This is a genomic window from Aequorivita sp. Q41 (assembly GCF_039831855.1).
Taxonomy (GTDB): domain Bacteria; phylum Bacteroidota; class Bacteroidia; order Flavobacteriales; family Flavobacteriaceae; genus Aequorivita.
Genome location: NZ_JBDPMS010000002.1, coordinates 19,764 through 40,831, shown reverse-complemented (window position 1 = coordinate 40,831; position 21,068 = coordinate 19,764). Strand labels below are relative to the sequence as shown.

The 21,068-nt window shown below is 35.7% G+C and carries 20 protein-coding genes and 1 other RNA gene; 8 read left to right on the top strand and 13 right to left on the bottom strand.

The genetic code is table 11. The annotated features are described in order from the left end of the window. Window positions 1-42: 42 nt before the first annotated feature. Both ABJ955_RS09720 and ABJ955_RS09715 read right to left on the bottom strand, forming a co-directional pair. Complete coding sequence (locus ABJ955_RS09720) at window positions 43-621, bottom strand: fasciclin domain-containing protein (protein WP_347374426.1); 579 nt, start codon at window positions 619-621, stop codon at window positions 43-45. Between the two features lie 102 nt (window positions 622-723). Continuing rightward, entirely contained in the window at window positions 724-1,302 is a 579-nt protein-coding gene (locus ABJ955_RS09715) for a fasciclin domain-containing protein (RefSeq protein ID WP_347374425.1), read from the bottom strand. Between the two features lie 277 nt (window positions 1,303-1,579). Between ABJ955_RS09715 and ABJ955_RS09710 the strand changes: the two genes are divergently transcribed. Further along, on the top strand, window positions 1,580-1,813 hold the full coding sequence (locus ABJ955_RS09710) for a DUF2007 domain-containing protein (RefSeq protein WP_347374424.1): 234 nt from the start codon (window positions 1,580-1,582) through the stop codon (window positions 1,811-1,813). Between the two features lie 24 nt (window positions 1,814-1,837). Here the strand turns inward: ABJ955_RS09710 and ABJ955_RS09705 are convergent, their stop codons facing one another. Next, window positions 1,838-3,457 carry an ABC-F family ATP-binding cassette domain-containing protein gene (locus ABJ955_RS09705; protein ID WP_347374423.1) on the bottom strand — a complete coding sequence of 540 codons (1,620 nt, stop codon included), beginning with the start codon at window positions 3,455-3,457 and terminating at the stop codon, window positions 1,838-1,840. A 136-nt stretch (window positions 3,458-3,593) separates the two neighbouring features. Here ABJ955_RS09705 and ABJ955_RS09700 point away from each other — a divergent pair, with 136 nt between their 5' ends. Beyond that, window positions 3,594-4,988, top strand: coding sequence for a thioredoxin-like domain-containing protein (locus ABJ955_RS09700; protein WP_347374422.1), 1,395 nt, complete (start codon window positions 3,594-3,596; stop codon window positions 4,986-4,988). A gap of 46 nt (window positions 4,989-5,034) precedes the next feature. Here ABJ955_RS09700 and fsa read toward each other — a convergent pair whose 3' ends face one another. From fsa to ffs, 3 genes are all read right to left on the bottom strand, one after another. Then, window positions 5,035-5,688: a fructose-6-phosphate aldolase gene (gene fsa / locus ABJ955_RS09695; RefSeq protein WP_347374421.1), complete on the bottom strand. Its 654-nt coding sequence runs from the start codon at window positions 5,686-5,688 to the stop codon at window positions 5,035-5,037. A 115-nt stretch (window positions 5,689-5,803) separates the two neighbouring features. After that, window positions 5,804-6,610, bottom strand: coding sequence for an SDR family oxidoreductase (locus ABJ955_RS09690; protein WP_347374420.1), 807 nt, complete (start codon window positions 6,608-6,610; stop codon window positions 5,804-5,806). A gap of 167 nt (window positions 6,611-6,777) precedes the next feature. Next, window positions 6,778-6,876: signal recognition particle sRNA small type (ffs, locus tag ABJ955_RS09685), an RNA gene on the bottom strand. An 87-nt stretch (window positions 6,877-6,963) separates the two neighbouring features. Here ffs and ABJ955_RS09680 point away from each other — a divergent pair. The 3 genes from ABJ955_RS09680 to ABJ955_RS09670 all read left to right on the top strand — a co-directional run bounded on the left by ABJ955_RS09680 (window position 6,964) and on the right by ABJ955_RS09670 (window position 10,963). Next, on the top strand, window positions 6,964-8,010 hold the full coding sequence (locus ABJ955_RS09680) for a glutaminyl-peptide cyclotransferase (protein WP_347374419.1): 1,047 nt from the start codon (window positions 6,964-6,966) through the stop codon (window positions 8,008-8,010). 214 nt (window positions 8,011-8,224) lie between these two features. Then, the gene (locus ABJ955_RS09675; protein ID WP_347374418.1) at window positions 8,225-9,313 is read left to right on the top strand and encodes a carboxypeptidase-like regulatory domain-containing protein; all 1,089 of its coding nucleotides are present in this window, start codon (window positions 8,225-8,227) and stop codon (window positions 9,311-9,313) included. Window positions 9,314-9,436: 123 nt separating this feature from the next. Next, window positions 9,437-10,963 (top strand): hypothetical protein, encoded by a 1,527-nt coding sequence (locus ABJ955_RS09670; protein ID WP_347374417.1) that lies wholly within the window; start codon window positions 9,437-9,439, stop codon window positions 10,961-10,963. Window positions 10,964-11,036: 73 nt separating this feature from the next. Here ABJ955_RS09670 and ABJ955_RS09665 read toward each other — a convergent pair whose 3' ends face one another. The 4 genes from ABJ955_RS09665 to glyA are packed head-to-tail and all read right to left on the bottom strand — an operon-like array spanning window position 11,037 to window position 13,807. After that, window positions 11,037-11,525, bottom strand: a complete 489-nt coding sequence (locus ABJ955_RS09665) for a lipocalin-like domain-containing protein (protein ID WP_347374416.1) — start codon at window positions 11,523-11,525, stop codon at window positions 11,037-11,039. 18 nt (window positions 11,526-11,543) lie between these two features. Then, a complete protein-coding gene (locus tag ABJ955_RS09660) occupies window positions 11,544-12,023 on the bottom strand; it encodes a nucleoside deaminase (RefSeq protein WP_347374415.1) in 480 nt (159 codons plus the stop codon). A 3-nt stretch (window positions 12,024-12,026) separates the two neighbouring features. Continuing rightward, window positions 12,027-12,530 (bottom strand): GNAT family N-acetyltransferase, encoded by a 504-nt coding sequence (locus ABJ955_RS09655; protein WP_347374414.1) that lies wholly within the window; start codon window positions 12,528-12,530, stop codon window positions 12,027-12,029. 2 nt (window positions 12,531-12,532) lie between these two features. Beyond that, window positions 12,533-13,807 (bottom strand): serine hydroxymethyltransferase, encoded by a 1,275-nt coding sequence (gene glyA, locus ABJ955_RS09650; RefSeq protein ID WP_347374413.1) that lies wholly within the window; start codon window positions 13,805-13,807, stop codon window positions 12,533-12,535. 195 nt (window positions 13,808-14,002) lie between these two features. Between glyA and fahA the strand changes: the two genes are divergently transcribed. Together fahA and ABJ955_RS09640 are read left to right on the top strand one after the other, a co-directional pair. Beyond that, a complete protein-coding gene (gene fahA / locus ABJ955_RS09645) occupies window positions 14,003-15,283 on the top strand; it encodes a fumarylacetoacetase (protein ID WP_347374412.1) in 1,281 nt (426 codons plus the stop codon). A gap of 148 nt (window positions 15,284-15,431) precedes the next feature. Continuing rightward, on the top strand, window positions 15,432-16,613 hold the full coding sequence (locus tag ABJ955_RS09640; RefSeq protein ID WP_347374411.1) for a hypothetical protein: 1,182 nt from the start codon (window positions 15,432-15,434) through the stop codon (window positions 16,611-16,613). Between the two features lie 3 nt (window positions 16,614-16,616). Here ABJ955_RS09640 and ytxJ read toward each other — a convergent pair whose 3' ends face one another. After that, window positions 16,617-17,009 carry a bacillithiol system redox-active protein YtxJ gene (ytxJ, locus tag ABJ955_RS09635; protein ID WP_347374410.1) on the bottom strand — a complete coding sequence of 131 codons (393 nt, stop codon included), beginning with the start codon at window positions 17,007-17,009 and terminating at the stop codon, window positions 16,617-16,619. A gap of 191 nt (window positions 17,010-17,200) precedes the next feature. Here ytxJ and clpB point away from each other — a divergent pair, with 191 nt between their 5' ends. Continuing rightward, entirely contained in the window at window positions 17,201-19,804 is a 2,604-nt protein-coding gene (clpB, locus tag ABJ955_RS09630) for an ATP-dependent chaperone ClpB (protein ID WP_347374409.1), read from the top strand. A gap of 65 nt (window positions 19,805-19,869) precedes the next feature. Here clpB and ABJ955_RS09625 read toward each other — a convergent pair whose 3' ends face one another. Then, complete coding sequence (locus ABJ955_RS09625) at window positions 19,870-20,655, bottom strand: T9SS type A sorting domain-containing protein (RefSeq protein ID WP_347374408.1); 786 nt, start codon at window positions 20,653-20,655, stop codon at window positions 19,870-19,872. 168 nt (window positions 20,656-20,823) lie between these two features. Further along, window positions 20,824-21,009, bottom strand: a complete 186-nt coding sequence (locus ABJ955_RS09620; protein ID WP_347374407.1) for a CsbD family protein — start codon at window positions 21,007-21,009, stop codon at window positions 20,824-20,826. Window positions 21,010-21,068 lie beyond the last annotated feature (59 nt).

The window sequence follows — 21,068 nt, the reverse complement described above, 5'->3', positions numbered from 1 at the left end:
GTTGGTTTTTTGCTTATAATTAAGGCGATCAATTATTAAAGTCTATTTTGGTAATACAATGCTATCAATTACATGGATAACACCGTTGGATTGATTTACATCTGCGATTGTAACTGTTGCCATTCCGCCATTTTCAGCCATAAGCACTACTTTTTTAGCTTTCATCATTGCTGTTAAAGTTCCCCCATTCACAGTTGTGTAAGTTGCTTTTCCATTTCCTTCATTAATATCTTTTTCAATTGCAGCAACACTATGATTTCCTGCAAGTACGTGATAAGTAAGGATAGATTGTAATTTTGCTTTGTTTTCGGGTTTTACCAAAGTTTCAAGGGTTCCTTCTGGAAGTTTATTAAAAGCTGCATTCGTGGGAGCAAAAACAGTAAATGGTCCTTCGCCTTGAAGTGTTTCTACTAAGCTTGCTGCTTTTACTGCGGCTACCAAAGTAGTATGGTCTTTAGAATTTACTGCGTTTTCAACAATGTTTTTGCTTGGATACATAGCTGCCCCACCCACCCTAACTGTTTTTTCTTCGTTTGTCATTTTGCTTTGCGCAAAAATTGATGTGGTTCCAGCCATAAGGGCTATTGAAAATACTGCTGCTGTAAAGGTTTTTGATTTCATAATAATGTATTTAAGTTTATATTTTATGTGCATATAAACGAAAGTCCGGAGATTGCGGTTTTGCAATCTCCGGACTTTAATCTTTTTTTAACTTTTATGAAATTATTCTTCGGCGCTAGGAAAAATTAAACCTTCTATAATATGAAAGAATCCGTTTTTGTGATTAAAATCTGAAGCAATAACTATGGCTGTCCTCTTGTCTGCATCAAAAAGCTGTAGCTGTCCTTCTACTTCTTTAACTCCTAATTTTTGTCCATCTAGTGTTTTTAAATAAGTAGTTCCATTTGCTTTATTTATTGCGCTTCTCAAGCTATAACTATCTACTCTGCCTGGTACCGCTAAGTATTTAACCATCGCATTCATCTGTTTTGTTTTGCTTAAAATAGAGTCTCTTTTTTTCTTTGAGAGCTTTAATAATGTTGCGTCTGTAAAAGCAAAAATGGTTACCATTTCTTCTTTTTCTAAAGCCAATCGTAGTGATTCATTCTTTAATAATTTTGATAAAATTTCAAATTCTGGTACTTCTGAAATATTTTCTGCAAAAGTGATTGTAGAAGAAAAAGTGGCACCCTCCCACTCTTTTGTAATTTCCTTTTTATTGATCGTACTGTATTTTTGGGCTGTAACTGTAGTTCCCAAACAAATAACAAAAAGTACTAAAAATGTATTTTTAAGTTGCATAAAAAAAGTATTAAGATTGTAAATATAGCAAATACAAAGCCAATAATCTCTTAAACGCAAAAGACACTGGTTTATTTAAAATTTATAGCAAACTGTGTTAAATAGTTGTATTCCTTAATTGTACTGTGTAAATTTATTTTGAAATTATTTTCATATGCTTTTCCTCAATTAAAATTGATTAAAACTGCATTTTTTTAAATTGTAAGGGGTTGCGTAAAGTTTATGAATGTGTAAGTATAACCTACTGAAAACGTCAAATTAAACAGAAAAACATAATATGTCTGAATCAAAAAGAATTTACACCGGCCCCTCCTTGATAGCGAAAGGTTTGGTAGCTCGATTAAATGAAATTGGTATTAGTCCAATAGAGCGAAACGACCATGAAAGCAGCTTGAAAGCTGGCTTTACAATGAGTATTGCAAACCAAACAATGGTTTTTATAAGAGACGATGAAATGGAGAAAGCAAAAAGCACCATCGAAGAGTACTTAAAAGAAATAGGCGACCATTAATCTGGTCGCCTATATTTTTATAGTTTAAACGGTGTACATTTTTTCACGTAGCTCTTTAATTTTCTTATCGCCCATATACTCATCAAAAGTCATATAACGATCTATGGCTCCATTTGGTGTTAACTCGATAATACGTGTTGCAACCGTTTGTGCAAACTCATGATCGTGGGTAGTTAACAAAATAGTTCCTTTAAAGTTTTTAAGTGAATTATTAAAAGCCGTAATAGATTCTAAGTCTAAGTGGTTTGTAGGTTCGTCTAGCATCAAAACATTTGCGCGAAGCATCATCATTCGGCTTAGCATACATCTTACTTTTTCACCTCCCGAAAGCACACTACTTTTCTTTAAAGCCTCTTCTCCACTAAAAAGCATTTTACCAAGAAAGCCACGAAGGAAAACTTCCTCACGTTCTTCTTCCGTTTTTGCATACTGACGAAGCCAATCTACCAATGATAAATCATTTTTGAAAAATGCTTCGTTATCAAGAGGCAAATAACTTTGGTTTGTTGTAATTCCCCATTGAAATGTACCTGTATCTTGTTTTGCTTGATTATTTAATATTTCATAAAAAGCAGTTGCCGCACGAGAATCTTTTGAGTAGATAACTACTTTATCGCCTTTTGCAAGATTAACATCTACATTTCTAAAGAGAATCTCTCCATCAATTGAAGCTGATAGGTTTTCAATATTCAAGATTTGATCTCCAGCTTCACGTTCGCGTTCAAAAATAATAGCTGGATACCGACGGCTAGAAGGTTGTATTTCTTCTACATTGAGTTTTTCAAGCATTTTTTTACGGGAAGTAGCTTGTTTACTCTTTGCTACGTTTGCGCTAAAACGCATAATAAACTCTTGAAGTTCCTTACGTTTTTCGTCAGCCTTTTTATTTTGTTGTGCCCGTTGGCGCGCAGCAAGTTGGCTACTTTCATACCAAAAAGTATAATTACCGCTATAATGGTTTACTTTTCCGAAGTCAATATCACTAATATGTGTACAAACAGAATCTAAAAAGTGACGGTCGTGAGAAACTACAATCACACAGTTGTCGTAATTTGCTAAAAAGTTTTCTAGCCAGCTAATGGTTTCATAATCCAAATCGTTGGTAGGCTCATCCATAATAAGCACGTCTGGGTTTCCAAATAGCGCTTGTGCTAAAAGCACACGTACTTTTTGTTTCCCATCCAAGTCTTTCATTAAAGTATAATGAAGACTTTCGTCTATACCAAGGTTTGAAAGCATTGCTGCGGCATCACTATCGGCATTCCAGCCGTTCATTTCTTCAAAAGCAACTTGAAGTTCGCCTATTTTTTCGGCATTGTCATCTGTATAGTCTTCATAAAGCTTGTCTATTTGACTCTTTATTTCGAATAATTCTTTATTTCCTCGAACCACTGTTTCAAGAACCATAAAATCATCGTATTCGTTGTGATTCTGCTCTAAAACAGACATTCTTTTTCCTTTTTCTAAGTGCACATGGCCTGATGTAGGCTCTTGTTTCCCAGAAATAATTTTCAATAAGGTAGATTTACCAGCACCGTTGGCTCCTATAATTCCATAAATGTTGCCTGTCGTGAACTGTGTGCTCACTTCATCAAACAACACGCGTTTACCAAATTGTACTGAAAGATTTGAAACTGAAAGCATATAATTAAAATTTTGCGCAAAAGTAGCTTTTTAAGCGTTACTCAGAAAATATTAACGTTTTAAAAATCCTTTTAACTACCATTTAACAAATTGGAGCTATAGGCTCGGTTACATTTGCTCATTAATTCAAATATGAGTGCGATTCTTTAAAAAAATACTTCTTCTTTTATCGATTACCATTGCATGCTCCTGTAATAACAAGGAGGATAAGGAATCTTCAACCACATATATTCGCGGTCAAATTGTTAATCCAACCTTGGATTATGTTATTTTTTCAAGAGGAAATCAAGTTCTTGATACTGTAAAACTGGATGCTTCTAATTTCTTTGAATATACAACAGAAAAGATAAAGGCTGGATTGTATTCATTCAAACATAGTGAAACCCAAGTTTTTTACATTGAACCCGGCGATAGTTTACTAATGCATGTAAACACCGCAGATTTTGATGAGTCTCTTGCGTATTCAGGAAAAGGTGGGGAGCAGAACAACCTTTTGATGGAACTTTACTTAAGAAATGAAACTGAAAACCAAAATCTACCAAAATGGTATTCCCTTTCAACTAAAGAGTTTGAAAGCAAAATAGACTCCTTAAAAGCATTAAAATTAGCTGAATACAAACAGTTTGTTCAAAACAATACTGTAAATGAAAATTTTAAAAAAATAGCGCTAGCTAATATTGATTATGATTATTATTCGAAGAAAGAGCTTTTTGTATCCGGGAATAGAAGTAATCCTGAAAAATTTAATGATGCTTATTTTGAGTATCGAAAAAAAATAGATTTTGGTTTAAACGACTTAAATTTTTATTATCCATATTATCGATTTATGAACCGCTATTTTACTAATATGGCCTGTTCAAAATATAATGATAAAACCACTATTAATCGAAACTCATTTCAGTATAATTATCAAAAAATTCATTTAATAGATAGCACCGTTTCTTCAGACACTTTAAAAAACAGTCTTTTAAGGTATACCGCTATTTCTTATTTACTAAACGCCAAAGACGCTGAGGAAGAAAAGAAATTTTTTGACGCTTTTTCAAAAATGAATACCGATAAAAAACACCTTGCTGAGGTTTCGGTATTAATGCATGCAACAGTAAAACTCACTTCTGGAAATATAATTCCGAATGTAATGTTGGTAAGTAGCGAAAATGTTGCTAAAGATTTACATACTATAATTAAAGCACCTACAGTACTCTATTTTTGGTCTTCGCAATCTGCTTCGCAATATAAAAACATTCATACGCGTGCTACAGAGTTGAAATCAAAATACCCAGAATATGATTTTATTGGTATAAACATGGATACACATTTTAAAAAGTGGCGCCAAACAATAACCAAATTAAAATACAACACGGCTTCCGAATTTCAGCTTGATAACTTAGAAGATGCAGAGAAAAAACTTGTTCTAAACTCAATGAACAAGGTATTTATAGTAGATAAAAATGCTATAATTCTTGAAGGTAAAACAAATATGTTCAATACTAACTTTGAGGAATTACTCCTTGGGTTTTTAAATCGGTAGTTTTAAATTCTTCTGAGGTTTTAGTAAAAACCAAAGCCTTCTCGTCCTAATTTCCTTTTTTATAATCCTCTAAAAACTGTTTAAGCCCACTGTCCGTCAACGGGTGTTTTAGTAATCCTTCTATTGAAGAAAGAGGCCCGGTCATAACATCTGCGCCTATTTTAGCACAATTTATTACATGCATCGTATGGCGAACTGAAGCGGCCAAAATTTGAGTGTCGAAGCCATAGTTATCATAAATCAAACGAATGTCTGCGATTAACTCAAGGCCATCAGTTGAAATATCGTCTAACCTTCCAATAAATGGGGACACATAAGTTGCTCCGGCTTTGGCAGCTAAGAGTGCTTGTCCGGCAGAAAAAACCAACGTACAATTAGTGCGAATACCGTGATCTGTAAAATATTTAATAGCTTTTACCCCTTCTTTTATCATAGGAACTTTCACTACAATTTGCTCGTGAAGTTCGGCTAGCTCCTCGCCTTCTTTTACCATTCCTTCAAAATCGGTTGCTATAACTTCCGCAGAAACATCGCCATCAACAATATTACAGATGGCTATATAATGTTTTAAAATATTGTTACGACCAGTGATGCCTTCCTTGGCCATTAAAGACGGATTGGTAGTAACCCCATCAAGGACACCTAGGTCTTGGGCTTCACGGATTTGATCAAGGTTTGCGGTATCTATAAAAAATTTCATAGTTGTAGTTTCTATATTAGTGATGTAAAAATAGTGAAGAAATCTTCAAATGAATAGCGTTGTTTGTAAAGTTTAATAAACAGAAAATTTTTTCAAAATTAGCCTTCCTTTGCTACTATTTTAACCCATAATGTCTCAAAAGCATACGTTCATATACCTTATCTGGTAAAACACGCTTTAGCACAATAGAAAATTTCTGTAAGGGTGCCCCCACTTTATAGTGGATTTTAGGGTTTTTATTCTCAATAATTAGATGAACCGCTTTTGCCATTTTTAAAGGATCCCCACCATTATCAACATGTTCGTTCATCATTTTTAGCGTGCTCCCGTAATCTTTTTTATATGGAGAATTTTCTAAGACAGGGGAATGATATCTTCCCGCAGCAATGTTGGTGGCAAAATCGCCTGGCGCAACATTGGTCATTTTTACACCAAATTGCAAGGTTTCCATACGCATGGCTTCGATAGTAATTTCTAAAGCAGCTTTGCTGGCTGAATAAATTCCGCGATATGGAAGCCCCATATAGGCAGCAATGGAAGTGATGTTTAGGATATGTCCATAGCCTTGTTTGCGCATTTGTGGTAAAATAGCTTTGATTACATTTATTGGTCCGTGAAAATTGGTTTGAAATGCTTTTTTAATTTCGCTTTCAGGGGTTTCTTCAATTGGGCCTGTTATCCCTACGCCTGCATTGTTTATTACCACATCAATAGTTGCAACTTTGCTAAGCATTTCAGCAATTGCAGCTGCAATAGATTCGGTTTCATTCACATCCATTTTCAATAATGGAAAGGGTGATTGTGTAATTTTATCAGGGTTTCGACTGGTTCCAAAGACTTGGTAGCCTTTTTCGGTAAGGTATTCGCCAATTGCTTTACCAATTCCCGAAGAACCGCCTGTAATAAGTATTGTTTTTGGCATAAATGGTTGTTGATACACAAAGGTGCGTTTATGCAGCGGGTTTTCCAAATAGTTTTTTGAAAAAGAAACCAAGAAATAAAACTAAAGGAAAATAGGACAGATTATGCAATACCTCTCAGACTCGTCTTGATTCTTGACTCTTAAAAGTGGAAAGTTTAGCGCACAAAAAATGGCAAGCTACCTACATCACACCGCTACGACCATTTACCTTTGCTGCGTTCCCGCCCTGGAGGATTCAACAGGAGCTGGTTGTGTAGGACTTGCCGCTGCAAAGATAAGTCTTTTTGATGTTTTTGCAAGTATTTTCACATTTCAATTTTAATAAATACCTTGCAAAAAATTAATGATACCTTATGAAAATCTATAACCTTTTCGCTCCTACCCTTTTAGTACTTTTTATGAGTGGCTGCGGAAGTGATACAGCAGCTAAAAAAGATTCTTTTTCCCTTGAAATAACTAATGCGAAGAAAACCTATACCACCGAAGATGTGCTTAGTATTTCGGTAATCAACAAAAAAAACATTGAAACCGATTCTATAATTTATTTTTTGAATGATGATACGGTTGAAATTTCAGGAAGTTCAATTTCACTTGCAGGAAAAAAACTCGGTGAAAAAACGCTAAATGCAAAAATATATAGCGATGGCGAGGAATATACAGCTTCAAAAAAGGTAACTATTCTTTCATCTATAAAACCGAAACTTTATACCTATAAAATTCTGGAAACCTATCCGCACGATATTAATGCATATACGCAAGGATTGGAGTTTGAGAACGATACTTTATATGAAAGCACGGGGCAGTATAAAGAGTCTTCGCTTCGGAAAACAGATTATAAAACAGGGGAAGTTTATAAAAAGGTAACTTTAAGCGACCATTATTTTGGGGAAGGACTTACCATCCTCAACAACAAAATATACCAACTTACTTGGCGTGAAAACACTGGTTTTATATACAATTTGAATACCATGGAGCAAACCGGCACCTTTGTTTACGGGAAAAGTAAAGAAGGTTGGGGTTTATGCCACGACACCGAAAACAACATCTACAAAAGCGATGGTACGGACCGAATTTGGACTTTAAACTCCAATACGCTTGCTGAAAAGGACTATATTGAAATCTTTACGAATACCAGTAAAATAAGCAGTGTAAATGAGCTGGAATGGGTTGATGGAAAAATATACGCGAATGTATACCAACAAGGCTCCATTGCAATTATTGATCCTTCAAACGGTGCGGTAGAAGGGGTTATAGACCTTACGGATTTAAAAGATAAGGTTACCCAACACCCGAAATTGGACGTGCTAAACGGAATTGCATACAAAGGCGAACCGAACATTCTTTATATTACTGGAAAAAACTGGGATACGCTTTTTAAAATAGAAGTGCTTAAAAAATAGGAGTAGTTTTTACTGCAAAATTTTCACCACGAATGCATGAATGATTATAATACATTTATGCTTTCGTGGTTTTTTATTGCGAAATCTTGGATGCTTAAACCTAAAAGTAGCAATCAGATTACTTTTTCACTCACTCAAAGCATTACTTCCCTCAATAGCTATTTTTTGATCGGTTGTTATTTGATTTCTTTGAATCAACAAAAACAATCAAATCATGAAAAAATCCATCACCATTCGTATTCCAGAGCCTTGCCACGAAGACTGGGCGAAAATGACTGCTACTGAAAAAGGTGCGTTTTGCAGTGTTTGCACCAAGGAAGTTTTTGATTTCACTACAAAAACTGATGAAGAGTTGGTGAAAATTCTTACTCAGAATAAAAACGCTTGCGGTAAGTTAAAAAGTTCACAGCTGAATAGAGAGGTAAAACTAGAACGTAAAAGCGGTCAAAGCCTTGCTCCTCTTGCGGCTTCTTTGCTTTTACCGCTAACGCTTTTTTCAAACAACCCAAAAACTCCAACCAAAACACTTCCAGAAAAACCTATGATATCCTTGGGGATTGGTCGTTTTAGTGATTCTAATACTTTAAGAATGCACGTTTTTACTAAGGGTATTGTTCGGGATGAAAATGGTAAGCCTTTGAAGAATGTAAAAATTATTTCGAATGAAACAAATACACGCGCTTGGACCAATAAAAATGGGGAATATGAAATTTATACTTTAGATAAAGAAGTACTTGCTTTTACGAAAGAAAACTATATAACTCAGGAAATCCGTTTGCGAAACAAAGCCATTGAAAATGTTATTATGGATTCTGTTGCGCACATTCAAACTTCAATTCTTGGGAAAATAGCGATTCAACCAGAAAATAAAATAGAAGAAAAAGCAGCCGTTCTAACCACAAAGGGAACTGTAACTGACGATACTGGCCTGCCGCTTCCTGGAGCAAACGTAATTATAAAAGGAACTGCAACGGGAACACAAACTGATTTTGACGGTAATTATGAAATTGAAACAAAGCCTAGCGATGTGTTGGTTTTTAGCTATGTTGGCTTTGAAACTAAAGAAGTTAGTGTTTCAAATATTTCAAATACAATAGACATCAACCTTAATCCAAGTGATGAATTATTAGGAATAGTTGTAGTTGGTGGTATTTCTTGGGAAGAAACCGAAGCATACCAACCTCCAAAAGACGATGCTTGGCGTGAAAAAGTAAAACGTGCAGCTGAAAATACCCGTGCGTTTGAAAAAATAAAGCGCGAACGAAAAAAAGCAGCACGAAAAGCAAAACGTGAAAATAAGTAGCAGTGGGCAGTAGCAGTTGGCAGTATCCCTCAGACTGCATACTGCTACTACTTGCTGAAAACTTCTTTGCAATACAATAATAAGCTTCATAAAAAGTTATATTTTTACCAAAATTTTACATTAATGAAGTATTTATACGGATTGGCTATTTTATGTAGCCTTGTATTATGGAGTTCTTGTCGTAACGACTTTGAAACCGTTGCCAGCTCTGGAAATTTAGAGTTTTCAAAAGACACGGTTTACTTGGATACTATTTTCTCAAATATAGGTTCCAGCACTTATAATTTAAAAGTTTACAATCGTAGTGATGAAGACATTAACATTCCAAACCTGCGTTTATCGCAAGGAGAAGCTTCAAATTACCGTTTGAACGTGGATGGAATGCCTGGAAAAGTATTCGAAAATGTACAAATTCTTGCAAAAGATAGCATCTTCATTTTTATTGAAACCACACTTGATATTAACAGCTTACCCACAAATGCACCTGATTTTCTTTATACCGACCAATTGGTTTTTGATGGTGGTGGCAACGAGCAAAAAGTAGAATTGGTAACACTTGTAAAAGATGCTATATTCCTTTTTCCAGAAAAATATGCAGATGGAACTACCGAAACACTCACTTTAGGTACTGGCGATGCAGCTGTGGAAGTAAAAGGATTCTTTTTAGAAGATGATGAACTTACATTTACGAATGAAAAACCTTATGTAATCTATGGGTACGCAGCCGTGCCAGGAAATAAAACCCTTACAGTTGAAGCAGGTGCTCGTGTACATTTTCATAACGGAAGTGGAATTATTGTAGCGAACAATGGTTCAATAAAATCATTGGGATTGCCTAGCTCAGACCCTGAAGCACAAGAAAATGAAGTAATCTTTGAAGGAGACCGCTTAGAACCAGGATTTGCAGAAATATCTGGACAATGGCTTACTATTTGGTTAACTGAAGGCAGTGTTGCTAATGAATTTAGACATACTACAATTAAAAATAGTACCGTCGGGATTTTAGTTGACAAAAGCCCATTAACACTAAGTAACGTACAAATTTACAATAGCACGAACATTGGTTTATTATCTAGAACCGGTAGTATTGATGGTGAAAACATGGTAATAAACAACAGCGGGCAATCCTCATTGGCAATACAACTGGGTGGTAGCTATGAATTTAGACATTGTACCTTTGCTAATTACTGGACAAATGGTTTCCGATCTTTCCCATCGGTTTCTATTGATAATGTTTTTGAAACTGAAGAAAACATAATTGTTGCTGATTTAGTTAAAGCGGATTTCAAAAACTGTATTATTTATGGTAATGAACGCCGTGAACTTTCACTGTTTAAGCATGAACAGGGAGCTTTTATTTTTAATTTCGAAAATTGTTTGCTACGTTTTGAAGACCCTTCAGGTGAATTTGGAGATAATCCTTTATACGACTTTAACAATACAGCTCTATACACTGCTGCAAAATTTAATTTAGACCCCGTTTTTCAGAATACAGAAATGAACAACTTTAATATTGAAAGCGGAACTTCTGGGGCAGATGGTATTGGAAATCCTGCTTTTGGACCTACTGAAGATTTAAATGGAACGCCTCGCGACACTAGCAATCCTGATGCTGGAGCATATGAAGCTACTATATTTCCGGAAGGCTAAGAGTTAAAAAGATAGTTATAAAAAACCCGTCCATTGCGACGGGTTTTTTATTGATTTTATTTGAAGTGAAAAATTATTTTTCTTTTAACCACTTTAATTTTAGTCTGGAGTTTTTTCGTTCTACGGGTTGCATAACCAATGTATCTCCGTTGAAATAAAAACGTCTTTCAGCAGTCAAACCAAATTCTGAAGGATTTGAGTGAGAAAGTTTATAATGTGAAACAATACTATCAGCTTCAGAAACTTTATAATTTCCCATATAATAGTATGATTTTGTGATGTGTTTCAGTGCTTCCAAAGGAATAGAATCATTAAAATTTGGAAATTCAACCCCTGCCGTTTCATAACCTTTTTCATACAGATGAAGTGAAACGTGGCTATTTCCGTCATACAATAAATAACCATCCATCCCGCCTTTGTAATCGTTCCAACTGTTTGAAGTTGTATCACGCACCTTCATGCTTTCTAACTTCCAAAGACCTGTAATTTTGTGCGGTTTAACTTCAGTATTACAACAACTGGAAATAATTAATAAAGCTACCATTCCGAAAAGATACTTCATCCTAGTATTTGTTTGAAATTAATAGTCAATCTTTTCTTCTTTTACTTCCCATTTTTGAAAAACCTTTCTTCCTTCTTCCCTACTAATATTGATAAACTTAATATTTCGATTTTCGATATTCTTATCAATCTCATCGTATATAAAATCATCGTCAAAGCCTATTTCGGCTGCATCCTTTTTTGTACACGCATAATAAACTGCTTTTGGGCGTGCCCAATAAATTGCGCCCAAACACATTGGGCAAGGCTCGCAAGAGGTGTAGATAATGCAATCGTCTAACTGAAATGTCCCTAAAACCTCACATGCTTTCCGTATAGCTACTACCTCTGCGTGTGCGGTAGGGTCGTTGCTAGAGGTTACCTTGTTAAACCCTTCGGCAATTATCTCGTTGTTTTTAACAATCACTGCGCCAAAAGGCCCACCTGCATTCGTATCCATTCCTTTTTCAGAAAGTGCTATGGCGCGTCTTATAAACTCTTTATGTTTTTCTGCAATCATCTTTTACTTTTTTTCATTTGAAAATAACAACAACGCTTCTCCATCTTCATAGGTATAAATCCCACTTTCTAAAAGGCCTAGTTTTTTCAATAATTTAATTGATGATTTATTTTCAGGCAATGTAAACCCAAGTATTTTTTTTAGTTTTAATTCTTCGAAAGCAAATTTCATAACAGCATTTGAAGCTTCAAAAGCGTAACCTTTATTCCCAAATTCAGATAAAAAGGCAAAACCTACATCTGGATACTCTAAATTATCCCGTTTATATAGACCCGCAGAACCGATTGGGATATTTTTATCTTTTAAAGAAACTAAATAAGGTCCAAAACCATGCTTTTTATAACTACTTATATAGTTTTTTTGCAAATAGGCTGCTGCATCATCAATAGTTTTAATGTTTCGATCGCCAATATTTTTAATCCAACCTTCACTATTCATTAACGTATAAATAAAGGGAGCATCGTTTATGGTATACTCCCGTATCGTTAATCTTTCCGTTTGAATCATTTTTAGCTTTTGAAGAGTGGTAACCCAGACATCATTTCGTTTACTTTTTCTGCGATACTTTCTAGTTTAGCATCATCACCGTGGTTCATTATAACTTCATCAATCAAATCTACTATTTTCTCCATGTCTTTTTCTACCAAGCCACGAGTTGTAACGGCAGCAGTCCCTACACGGATTCCACTAGTTACAAAAGGTGATTTATCATCAAAAGGAACCATGTTTTTATTTACGGTAATATCTGCTTTTCCAAGTGCTTCTTCTGCTTCTTTTCCTGAAATATTTTTGTTACGCATATCGATAAGCATCATATGGTTATCGGTTCCGCCAGAGATAATATGGTATCCTTTTTCAACAAATTTCTCCGCCATTACAGCTGCATTTTTTTTCACTTGCACCATATAATGAAGAAAGTTATCTGTCAGTGCCTCCCCAAAGGCGACTGCTTTTGCTGCAATAATATGCTCTAATGGACCACCTTGGTTTCCAGGAAAAATAGCGCTATCTAGCAAGCTACTCATTTTTTTAAGATTCCCATTTTTTAGTTTTTGACCAAAAGGGTTTTCAAAATCTTTCCCCATCAAAATCATTCCACCTCGTGGACCCCGAAGGGTTTTGTGTGTCGTTGTTGTAACAATATGGCAATGTGGAAGCGGATCTGCAATAATTCCTTTAGCAATTAAACCTGCTGGATGTGCAATATCTGCGAAAAGAATTGCGCCAATCTTATCCGCAATTTCACGGAATCGCTTATAGTCTAACTCTCTTGAATATGCTGAAGCACCAGCGATAATCATTTTTGGTTTTTCTTTAATTGCAATTGCTTCTACTTTATCGTAATCAATACGTCCTGTTTTTTCATCAACCCCGTAAAAAACAGGTTCGTAAAGCCTTCCTGAGAAATTTACTGGCGAGCCGTGTGTTAAATGCCCACCATGGGAAAGGTCAAAGCCTAAAAATTTATCTCCTGGCTTTAAACAAGCTGCAAAAACAGCGGTATTCGCTTGCGAACCACTATGTGGTTGCACATTTGCATATTCCGCACCGAACAAAGCTTTTGCACGGTCAATAGCTATTTGCTCCACTTCATCAACCACCTCACAACCGCCATAATAACGTTTTCCAGGGTAGCCTTCGGCATATTTATTTGTTAAAACAGAACCTGCAGCTTCAAGTACTTGATTACTTACAAAATTCTCTGAAGCAATTAGCTCCAGACCATTTAATTGGCGTTGTTTTTCGTCTTCTATTAGTTCAAAAATTTGTTCGTCGCGTTGCATAATTTCAATAAAAGTTAATTAAATCCAAAAATAGTAATTCCATTCGTTAACTACCATGAAATATATATATTTGATGCAGAATTTTACTAACAAAACACACGCTGTAAATAAGCATTGAAAAATAATTAATTGTTTGATTTTAAATTTTTTAAAAAAAATATTCATAGTTTTATTTACAAACAAAAGAAATTTACCATGCCCATAACCGCAAATGATCCCAAACGAAAAACCTGGCTCGACACCGTGCCAGAAACAGATTTTCCTATTCAGAATATTCCCTTTGGTGTATTTTTAACACGCGATGATATTATTACCATCGGAACCCGAATTGGCGATTATGCCATCGATTTGGGAGCCCTTCACCAATTAGGTTATTTTAAAGGAATTGAACTTACCGATGATATTTTCCTACAAGATACTTTAAACGATTTTATCAGCGATGGAAGAAAAACATGGCGCCTTGTAAGAAATCGAATTGCCGATATTTTCGATAAAGAAAACCCACAACTTCGCGATAATGAAGAACATAGAAAACACATTCTTTTTACTCTTGATGAAGTAGAAATGCAACTTCCTGTTCAGGTTGGCGATTATACAGATTTCTATTCCAGTAAAGAACACGCTACAAATGTAGGAACCATGTTTCGTGGCAAGGATAATGCCTTAATGCCAAATTGGCTTCATATCCCTGTTGGGTATCACGGAAGAAGTTCCTCTATAATTCCAAGTGGTATTAACGCACGGAGGCCTTGGGGACAAACCATGCCTGATGGGGCTACCGAACCTGTTTTTGGCCCTTCAAAACTAGTAGATTTTGAGCTTGAAATGGCTTTTATAACCACAGACGCAAACGCTTTAGGAGAACCAATTCCTGTAAACGAAGCTGAAGAATATATTTTTGGATTGGTGCTTTTCAATGATTGGAGCGCTAGAGACATTCAAAAATGGGAATACGTACCCCTAGGCCCCTTTTTAGCAAAAAACTTTGCTTCATCAATTTCACCGTGGATTGTAACATTAGATGCCTTACAGCCTTTTAAAGTGGAAGGCCCGAAGCCCGAAATGGAGCAGCTCCCTTACCTTCAGTACAAAGGAAAGAAAAGTTATGACATCAACCTTGAGGTATATATTTCACCTGAAAACGGCACTGAAAACAAGGTTTCTTCTTCAAACTTTAAATATATGTACTGGAATATGGCGCAACAATTAGCGCATCATACTGTGAATGGCTGCAATGTAAACAGCGGCGATATGATGGGGAGTGGTACAATTTCTGGCCCTACACCAGATAGCTACGGTTCGATGCTAGAGCTTACTTGGCGCGGTGCAAACCCGATTAAACTTTCAGACGGTTCTGAGCGTAAATTTATAAACGACAATGATACCGTGACGATTAAAGGGTTTTGTAAAAACGAAACTGTTCGTATTGGTTTCGGGGAATGTAAAACCAAGTTATTGCCAGCAATAAAACAATAATTATAAAGCTGCGAATTCACAATTACTGTAAGTAAATATTGGTGAATTCGCAGCTTATTTTCTTCACATTTTACTTCAAAAAAATATATTTAAGTAGAAATTGGCACTACTATTGTATTTTAGCCTTTATAACCAAATCAATTAAATTATGAAGGTAATTTACATCCTACTATTTTCAGCACTTATAAGCATCTCTTGCAATAGCGTAAAACGTACTCAAAAATTTGTTTCACAAGGAAATTATGATGAAGCAATTGAACTTGCTACCAAAAAACTTCAAAAAGATAAAAACGCTAAAGAATATGATTCGCATATTCGCCTATTAGAAGAGGCTTTTTTGAAAGCAAAAGATGAAGATATGCGCCATCTTGCATTTTTAAAAAAAGGAAACAACCTTCATGGTGCCAAAGAAATATACTATACCTACCTAGATCTTCAGGCCCGCCAAAATTTAATTCGTCCCTTACTTCCACTTTACAGCACTGAAATGGGCAGAAAAGCAAATTTTGTTTTTTCTGATTATAGTAATGACCTATACGTCGCAAAAGATGCGTACTTAAAGTCTCTTTATCAGGAAGCACTCGGCTATATACAGCGTAATACCAAACAAGATTATCGCAGTGCGTTTAATGTGTTATGTGAATTGGATGAAGTGCAACCAAATTATAAAGACGTTTATCAATTAAAGGACGACGCACATTTTCGTGGCACCGATTTCGTATTTGTAACAATCAATAACCACACTGGGCAGATTATTCCATTCCGTTTAGAGCAAGATTTACTTAACTTTAATACCTATGGGCTTGATAAATTTTGGACAGAATATCACAGCAAGCATGAAAAGGGAATCAATTATGACCTGGGGGTCGATTTAAACTTTCAAACCATACAAATTTCACCGGAAAGAGTTTCTGACAAGCAATACAATAGAAATCAGCGCATAAACGATGGTTATGATTACAGACGCGATCGCGCGGGTAATATTGTACGTGATAGCCTAGGAAACCCTATTAAAGTTGAAAAATTTATTAATGTTACGGCAACAATCAATATAACCACGCAACAAAAAAGTGTTTTTGTGGGCGGAACGGTTGTATATAAAGATTTAAATAAAAGACAACAACTAAATAGTTTCCCGCTTTCTTCAGAATTTATTTTTGAAAATATTTTTGCCACTTATAGAGGAGACAAACGTGCATTAACAGGTGAAGACCTTAACTTTTTAAACAATCATTTTGTGCCTTTCCCAAATAATGAGCAGATGGTTTATGATGCTGGCCTAGATATAAAGGAGCATTTTAAAGAAATTTTAAAAGACAATGCGTTTTAAAATTTATATAAATTTCTCCAAATGCGAAGCCTCAATAGAATGATGCGAATCATGGTGTACTACTACCCCATTTTTTATAACAATCATCTGTGGGCTTTCATGTTGAACTTTAAAACGCGCAGCTATTTCGTTTGAAATATTACGATTTTCAAGAAGATCTAGGTAATAAAGCTTAAGCTGATTGTCTGTAAGTGAATAACTTTTTTCAAATAATTTTAATACGCCTCTGCTTATTCCACAGCGGGTGGAATGCTTAAAGATAGCCACCGGATTGGTTTTAGATTCTTCTCTAATTTCATCCAATTGTTCCATTTTGCTTAGCACATGCCAGGGCACTTCAATTATTTCTTCTTTGGCAAGGTCTCTCGGTGTTTTAAATATATCTAAAAATCCCATAGTTATTATTTTTTCACAAAGTTACAAGATATAAGAAGCTAACTTCTAAATAAAATTATAAAATGCTTCCTAAAAGCAGTCATAATGTCTGTTAAAACCATCTATTTAGCAGCCATTTTGACTTAATTTCGTTATGGCCTTGTATTTGAAAACAAACTATACAACCTATAACACAAAACACATTTTAATATATGAACTTTAATAATTTCACAATAAAAAGCCAGGAAGCCATCCAGCAAGCGCAACAAATTGCGCAAGGCTATGGCAACCAACAGCTAGAGAATGAACACATTCTTAAAGCTATCTTTGAAGTAGATGAAAATGTTACGCCTTTCATCTTAAAAAAACTTAATGTAAACCTTACCACCCTAAAACAAATTCTCGACAAGCAACTTGAAAGTTTTCCAAAAGTTTCGGGCGGCGATATTATGCTTTCGCGTGAAGCTAATAAAACGGTAATAGAAGCGAGTACTATTGCCAAAAAAATGGACGATGAATATGTTTCTATCGAACATTTGCTTTTAGCTATTTTAAATTCTAAAAGCGGCATAGCACAAAGCCTTAGAGATCAAGGAGTGACCGAAAAAGGCATGAAAGCAGCAATCCAAGAACTTCGCGGTGGCGAAAATGTTACATCACAAAGTGCTGAAGAAACATACAATTCGTTAAATAAATTCGCAAAAAACCTCAACCAACTTGCGCGAGATGGTAAGCTTGATCCGGTTATTGGGCGCGATGAAGAGATTAGAAGAATCCTTCAAATCCTTTCGCGAAGAACAAAAAACAATCCGATGTTAGTTGGGGAGCCTGGAACAGGAAAAACTGCAATTGCAGAAGGTCTAGCACACCGAATTGTAGATGGTGATGTTCCTGAAAATCTAAAAAGTAAAGAAATTTATTCCTTAGATATGGGGGCGCTAATTGCTGGTGCTAAATATAAAGGTGAGTTTGAAGAACGCCTTAAAGCCGTTATTAAAGAAGTTACTTCTAGCGAAGGTGATATCGTTCTTTTTATAGACGAAATACACACGCTTGTTGGTGCTGGCGGGGGTCAAGGCGCAATGGATGCAGCAAATATATTGAAACCTGCGCTTGCCCGTGGCGAGTTACGAGCTATCGGAGCAACTACTTTAGATGAATATCAAAAGTATTTTGAAAAAGATAAAGCATTGGAGCGTCGTTTTCAAAAAGTAATTGTAGACGAACCCGATACCGAAAGCGCTATTTCCATCCTTCGTGGCATTAAAGAAAAATATGAAACGCACCACAAAGTGCGCATAAAAGACGAAGCTATAATCGCCGCTGTAGAACTTTCCGAAAGGTATATTACCAATCGTTTTCTTCCAGATAAGGCAATAGACCTTATGGATGAAGCTGCGAGTAAGCTTAGAATGGAAATCAATTCAAAACCTGAAGAATTAGATGTTTTGGATAGAAAAATCATGCAACTTGAGATAGAAATTGAAGCCATTAAGCGTGAAAAAGACGAGGTAAAACTAAAATCACTTCACGCAGATTTAGCAAATTTAAAAGAAGAACGCAACGAGCTAAATGCGAAATGGCAAAGTGAAAAAGAGGTTGTTGACAATGTTCAAAATCTAAAAACCCAGATTGAAGAATACAAACTGGAAGCTGAACGCGCTGAACGTGAAGGAGATTTCGGCAAAGTAGCCGAGCTACGGTACGGAAAAATTAAGGATGCGCAAGCTGCCTTAACCGAACTAGAAACACAGCTTGCCGAAAACGACCAAGCCAACACTATGATTAAAGAGGAGGTTACACGCGAAGATATTGCTGAAGTTGTAGCAAAATGGACCGGTATTCCTGTAACAAAAATGCTTCAGAGTGATCGTGAAAAATTATTAACCTTAGAAAACCACCTTCACAAACGTGTGGTTGGGCAAGAGGAAGCTATTGTGGCGGTAAGTGATGCTATTCGCCGTAGCCGAGCGGGTTTACAAGATGAAAAGAAACCCATAGGAAGTTTCCTTTTCCTTGGAACCACAGGCGTTGGTAAAACCGAACTCGCAAAAGCTTTGGCTGAATATTTATTTGACGATGAAAACGCAATGACGCGTATCGATATGAGCGAATACCAAGAACGCCATAGTGTGAGCCGCTTGGTGGGCGCCCCTCCTGGGTATGTAGGCTATGATGAAGGCGGGCAATTAACCGAAGCCGTGCGTCGTAAACCGTATAGTGTGGTTTTACTAGATGAAATTGAAAAAGCACATCCAGATACCTTCAATATATTGTTGCAAGTTTTAGATGAAGGCCGATTAACAGATAATAAAGGTAGAATGGCCGACTTTAAAAACACCATTATAATCATGACCAGCAATATGGGAAGTCAGATTATACAGGAGCGTTTTGAAGCAGTAAAAGACCCTGAAACTGCAATGGAAGGCGCAAAAGTAGAAGTGTTGGCGCTGTTAAAGCAAACCGTGCGACCCGAATTCCTGAATCGAATAGACGATATTATTATGTTTACGCCCCTTTCAAAACAGGATATTCACAAAATTGTGGGACTGCAACTAAAAGGTGTTTCAAAAATGCTATTGAAGCAAAACATTGTACTAGACGCCACAACGGAAGCAATAAAGTATCTTTCAGAAAAAGGTTTCGATCCTCAATACGGTGCAAGACCTGTTAAGAGAGTAATTCAAAGAGAAGTGCTTAATGAACTTTCCAAAGAAATACTTTCTGGAAAAATAACAACTGACAGCATCATACTGCTAGACAGTTTTAATGATGAATTGGTTTTTAGAAATCAAGAAGATTTAGTTGATCGTTAATCATTGAAACATAAAAACCCCAAGCAAATTGCTTGGGGTTTTTATGTTTTATAGCTTTTATAGTACTATTCTATAATAATTCGTTTTGTTGCTGAAGCATTATCTGCAGAAACCTTTACCATATAAACTCCAGCTGAAAGCTGAAGGTTTAGATTAATATTTTTTTCTGAGTAGGTGTTTTTAAAAACCTGCTGCCCAAGTGCATTAAATATTGCAATAGTTGAAGTTGCATCACTTGGTAGGTTTATGTTTATAGCTCCTTTTGAAATGCTTGGATAAATATTGAAATCGAAAGTTTGAGAATCTGAAACACCTAAAGTACATTGCATCACAGGTGGGTTAAAACCAGCTGGAAAGGAATCTTCAAAAGTTTGTACACTATAAATAGGGTAAATATCTTTTAGAATAACTTTATTGTCGGGGCCAATTAAACAATAAGTTGGAAAAGCACCTACACCAAAATTAGATGTAACTGGACCACCACCGCCTTCATTACTAGCTGCTGGTGCATGATTGAAGTTACCTCCATATTGTTGTTCATACCATTTAACATATTCATCATCATCTCTTCCGCTATTAATTGAGAGCGCATACACCTCTCCATCATTACAGCCGTACTTGTCATAAAATTCATTAAACATGGAAGCCGTTGCTTGGCAAGGTCCACAATCTACAAAAAAGAAGTCAAGCCAAACATGTTTTCCAGATGCTGTGATAGTATACATATTATGTTCTACCCCATCAGTATCAGTAACAGTAAAATCGTCTACAACGTCGCCAACGTTATAATTGTTTATTTGAGCGTTTGCTAAAAACCCAAAAAACATTAGAATTAGTGTAATTTTTTTCATGGTTGTTAAAGTTTAATAGTTAATGAATGATAAATGTATGTATTTATCTAATAAAAAGACACTTAACGCTAAAAAAATTCAATAAAAAAGCCTCTTTAAAGTTTCATTGTTATGAACCTATAAAGAGGCTGGCTTCAAATAAAGCGGTACCTAAAGTTTAGTTTAAAACTACCACTTATCTATTTCATCCTTCAATTGTTCTTTGGTCTTACCTGTTTTTTCTTGTAGGCGACCAAGTAGTTCGTCAGATTTCCCTTCGGCGTATTTTAAATCGTCATTGGTTAATTCTGCATATTTCTGTTTAACTTCACCTTTAATTTGGTTCCATTTTCCTTTAAACTGATCTTCATTCATAGCTTTTTGATTTAAATTAATTTTCTTTTTCGTTTTATAAAGATACAACAGAGCTAAAG

Bases quoted from the DNA above. Each gene is read 5' to 3' on its own strand.
- ABJ955_RS09715 (WP_347374425.1), bottom strand. From the start codon at position 1,302: ATGCAACTTAAAAATACATTTTTAGTACTTTTTGTTATTTGTTTGGGA.
- ABJ955_RS09705 (WP_347374423.1), bottom strand. From the start codon at position 3,457: ATGCTTTCAGTTTCAAATCTTTCAGTACAATTTGGTAAACGCGTGTTG.
- ABJ955_RS09620 (WP_347374407.1), bottom strand. From the start codon at position 21,009: ATGAATGAAGATCAGTTTAAAGGAAAATGGAACCAAATTAAAGGTGAA.
- ABJ955_RS09625 (WP_347374408.1), bottom strand. From the start codon at position 20,655: ATGAAAAAAATTACACTAATTCTAATGTTTTTTGGGTTTTTAGCAAAC.
- ABJ955_RS09660 (WP_347374415.1), bottom strand. From the start codon at position 12,023: ATGATTGCAGAAAAACATAAAGAGTTTATAAGACGCGCCATAGCACTT.
- ytxJ (WP_347374410.1), bottom strand. From the start codon at position 17,009: ATGGGATTTTTAGATATATTTAAAACACCGAGAGACCTTGCCAAAGAA.
- ABJ955_RS09690 (WP_347374420.1), bottom strand. From the start codon at position 6,610: ATGCCAAAAACAATACTTATTACAGGCGGTTCTTCGGGAATTGGTAAA.
- ABJ955_RS09675 (WP_347374418.1), top strand. From the start codon at position 8,225: ATGAAAAAATCCATCACCATTCGTATTCCAGAGCCTTGCCACGAAGAC.
- ABJ955_RS09680 (WP_347374419.1), top strand. From the start codon at position 6,964: ATGAAAATCTATAACCTTTTCGCTCCTACCCTTTTAGTACTTTTTATG.
- ABJ955_RS09670 (WP_347374417.1), top strand. From the start codon at position 9,437: ATGAAGTATTTATACGGATTGGCTATTTTATGTAGCCTTGTATTATGG.
- fahA (WP_347374412.1), top strand. From the start codon at position 14,003: ATGCCCATAACCGCAAATGATCCCAAACGAAAAACCTGGCTCGACACC.
- clpB (WP_347374409.1), top strand. From the start codon at position 17,201: ATGAACTTTAATAATTTCACAATAAAAAGCCAGGAAGCCATCCAGCAA.
- ABJ955_RS09720 (WP_347374426.1), bottom strand. From the start codon at position 621: ATGAAATCAAAAACCTTTACAGCAGCAGTATTTTCAATAGCCCTTATG.
- ABJ955_RS09640 (WP_347374411.1), top strand. From the start codon at position 15,432: ATGAAGGTAATTTACATCCTACTATTTTCAGCACTTATAAGCATCTCT.
- ABJ955_RS09665 (WP_347374416.1), bottom strand. From the start codon at position 11,525: ATGAAGTATCTTTTCGGAATGGTAGCTTTATTAATTATTTCCAGTTGT.
- fsa (WP_347374421.1), bottom strand. From the start codon at position 5,688: ATGAAATTTTTTATAGATACCGCAAACCTTGATCAAATCCGTGAAGCC.
- glyA (WP_347374413.1), bottom strand. From the start codon at position 13,807: ATGCAACGCGACGAACAAATTTTTGAACTAATAGAAGACGAAAAACAA.
- ABJ955_RS09710 (WP_347374424.1), top strand. From the start codon at position 1,580: ATGTCTGAATCAAAAAGAATTTACACCGGCCCCTCCTTGATAGCGAAA.
- ABJ955_RS09655 (WP_347374414.1), bottom strand. From the start codon at position 12,530: ATGATTCAAACGGAAAGATTAACGATACGGGAGTATACCATAAACGAT.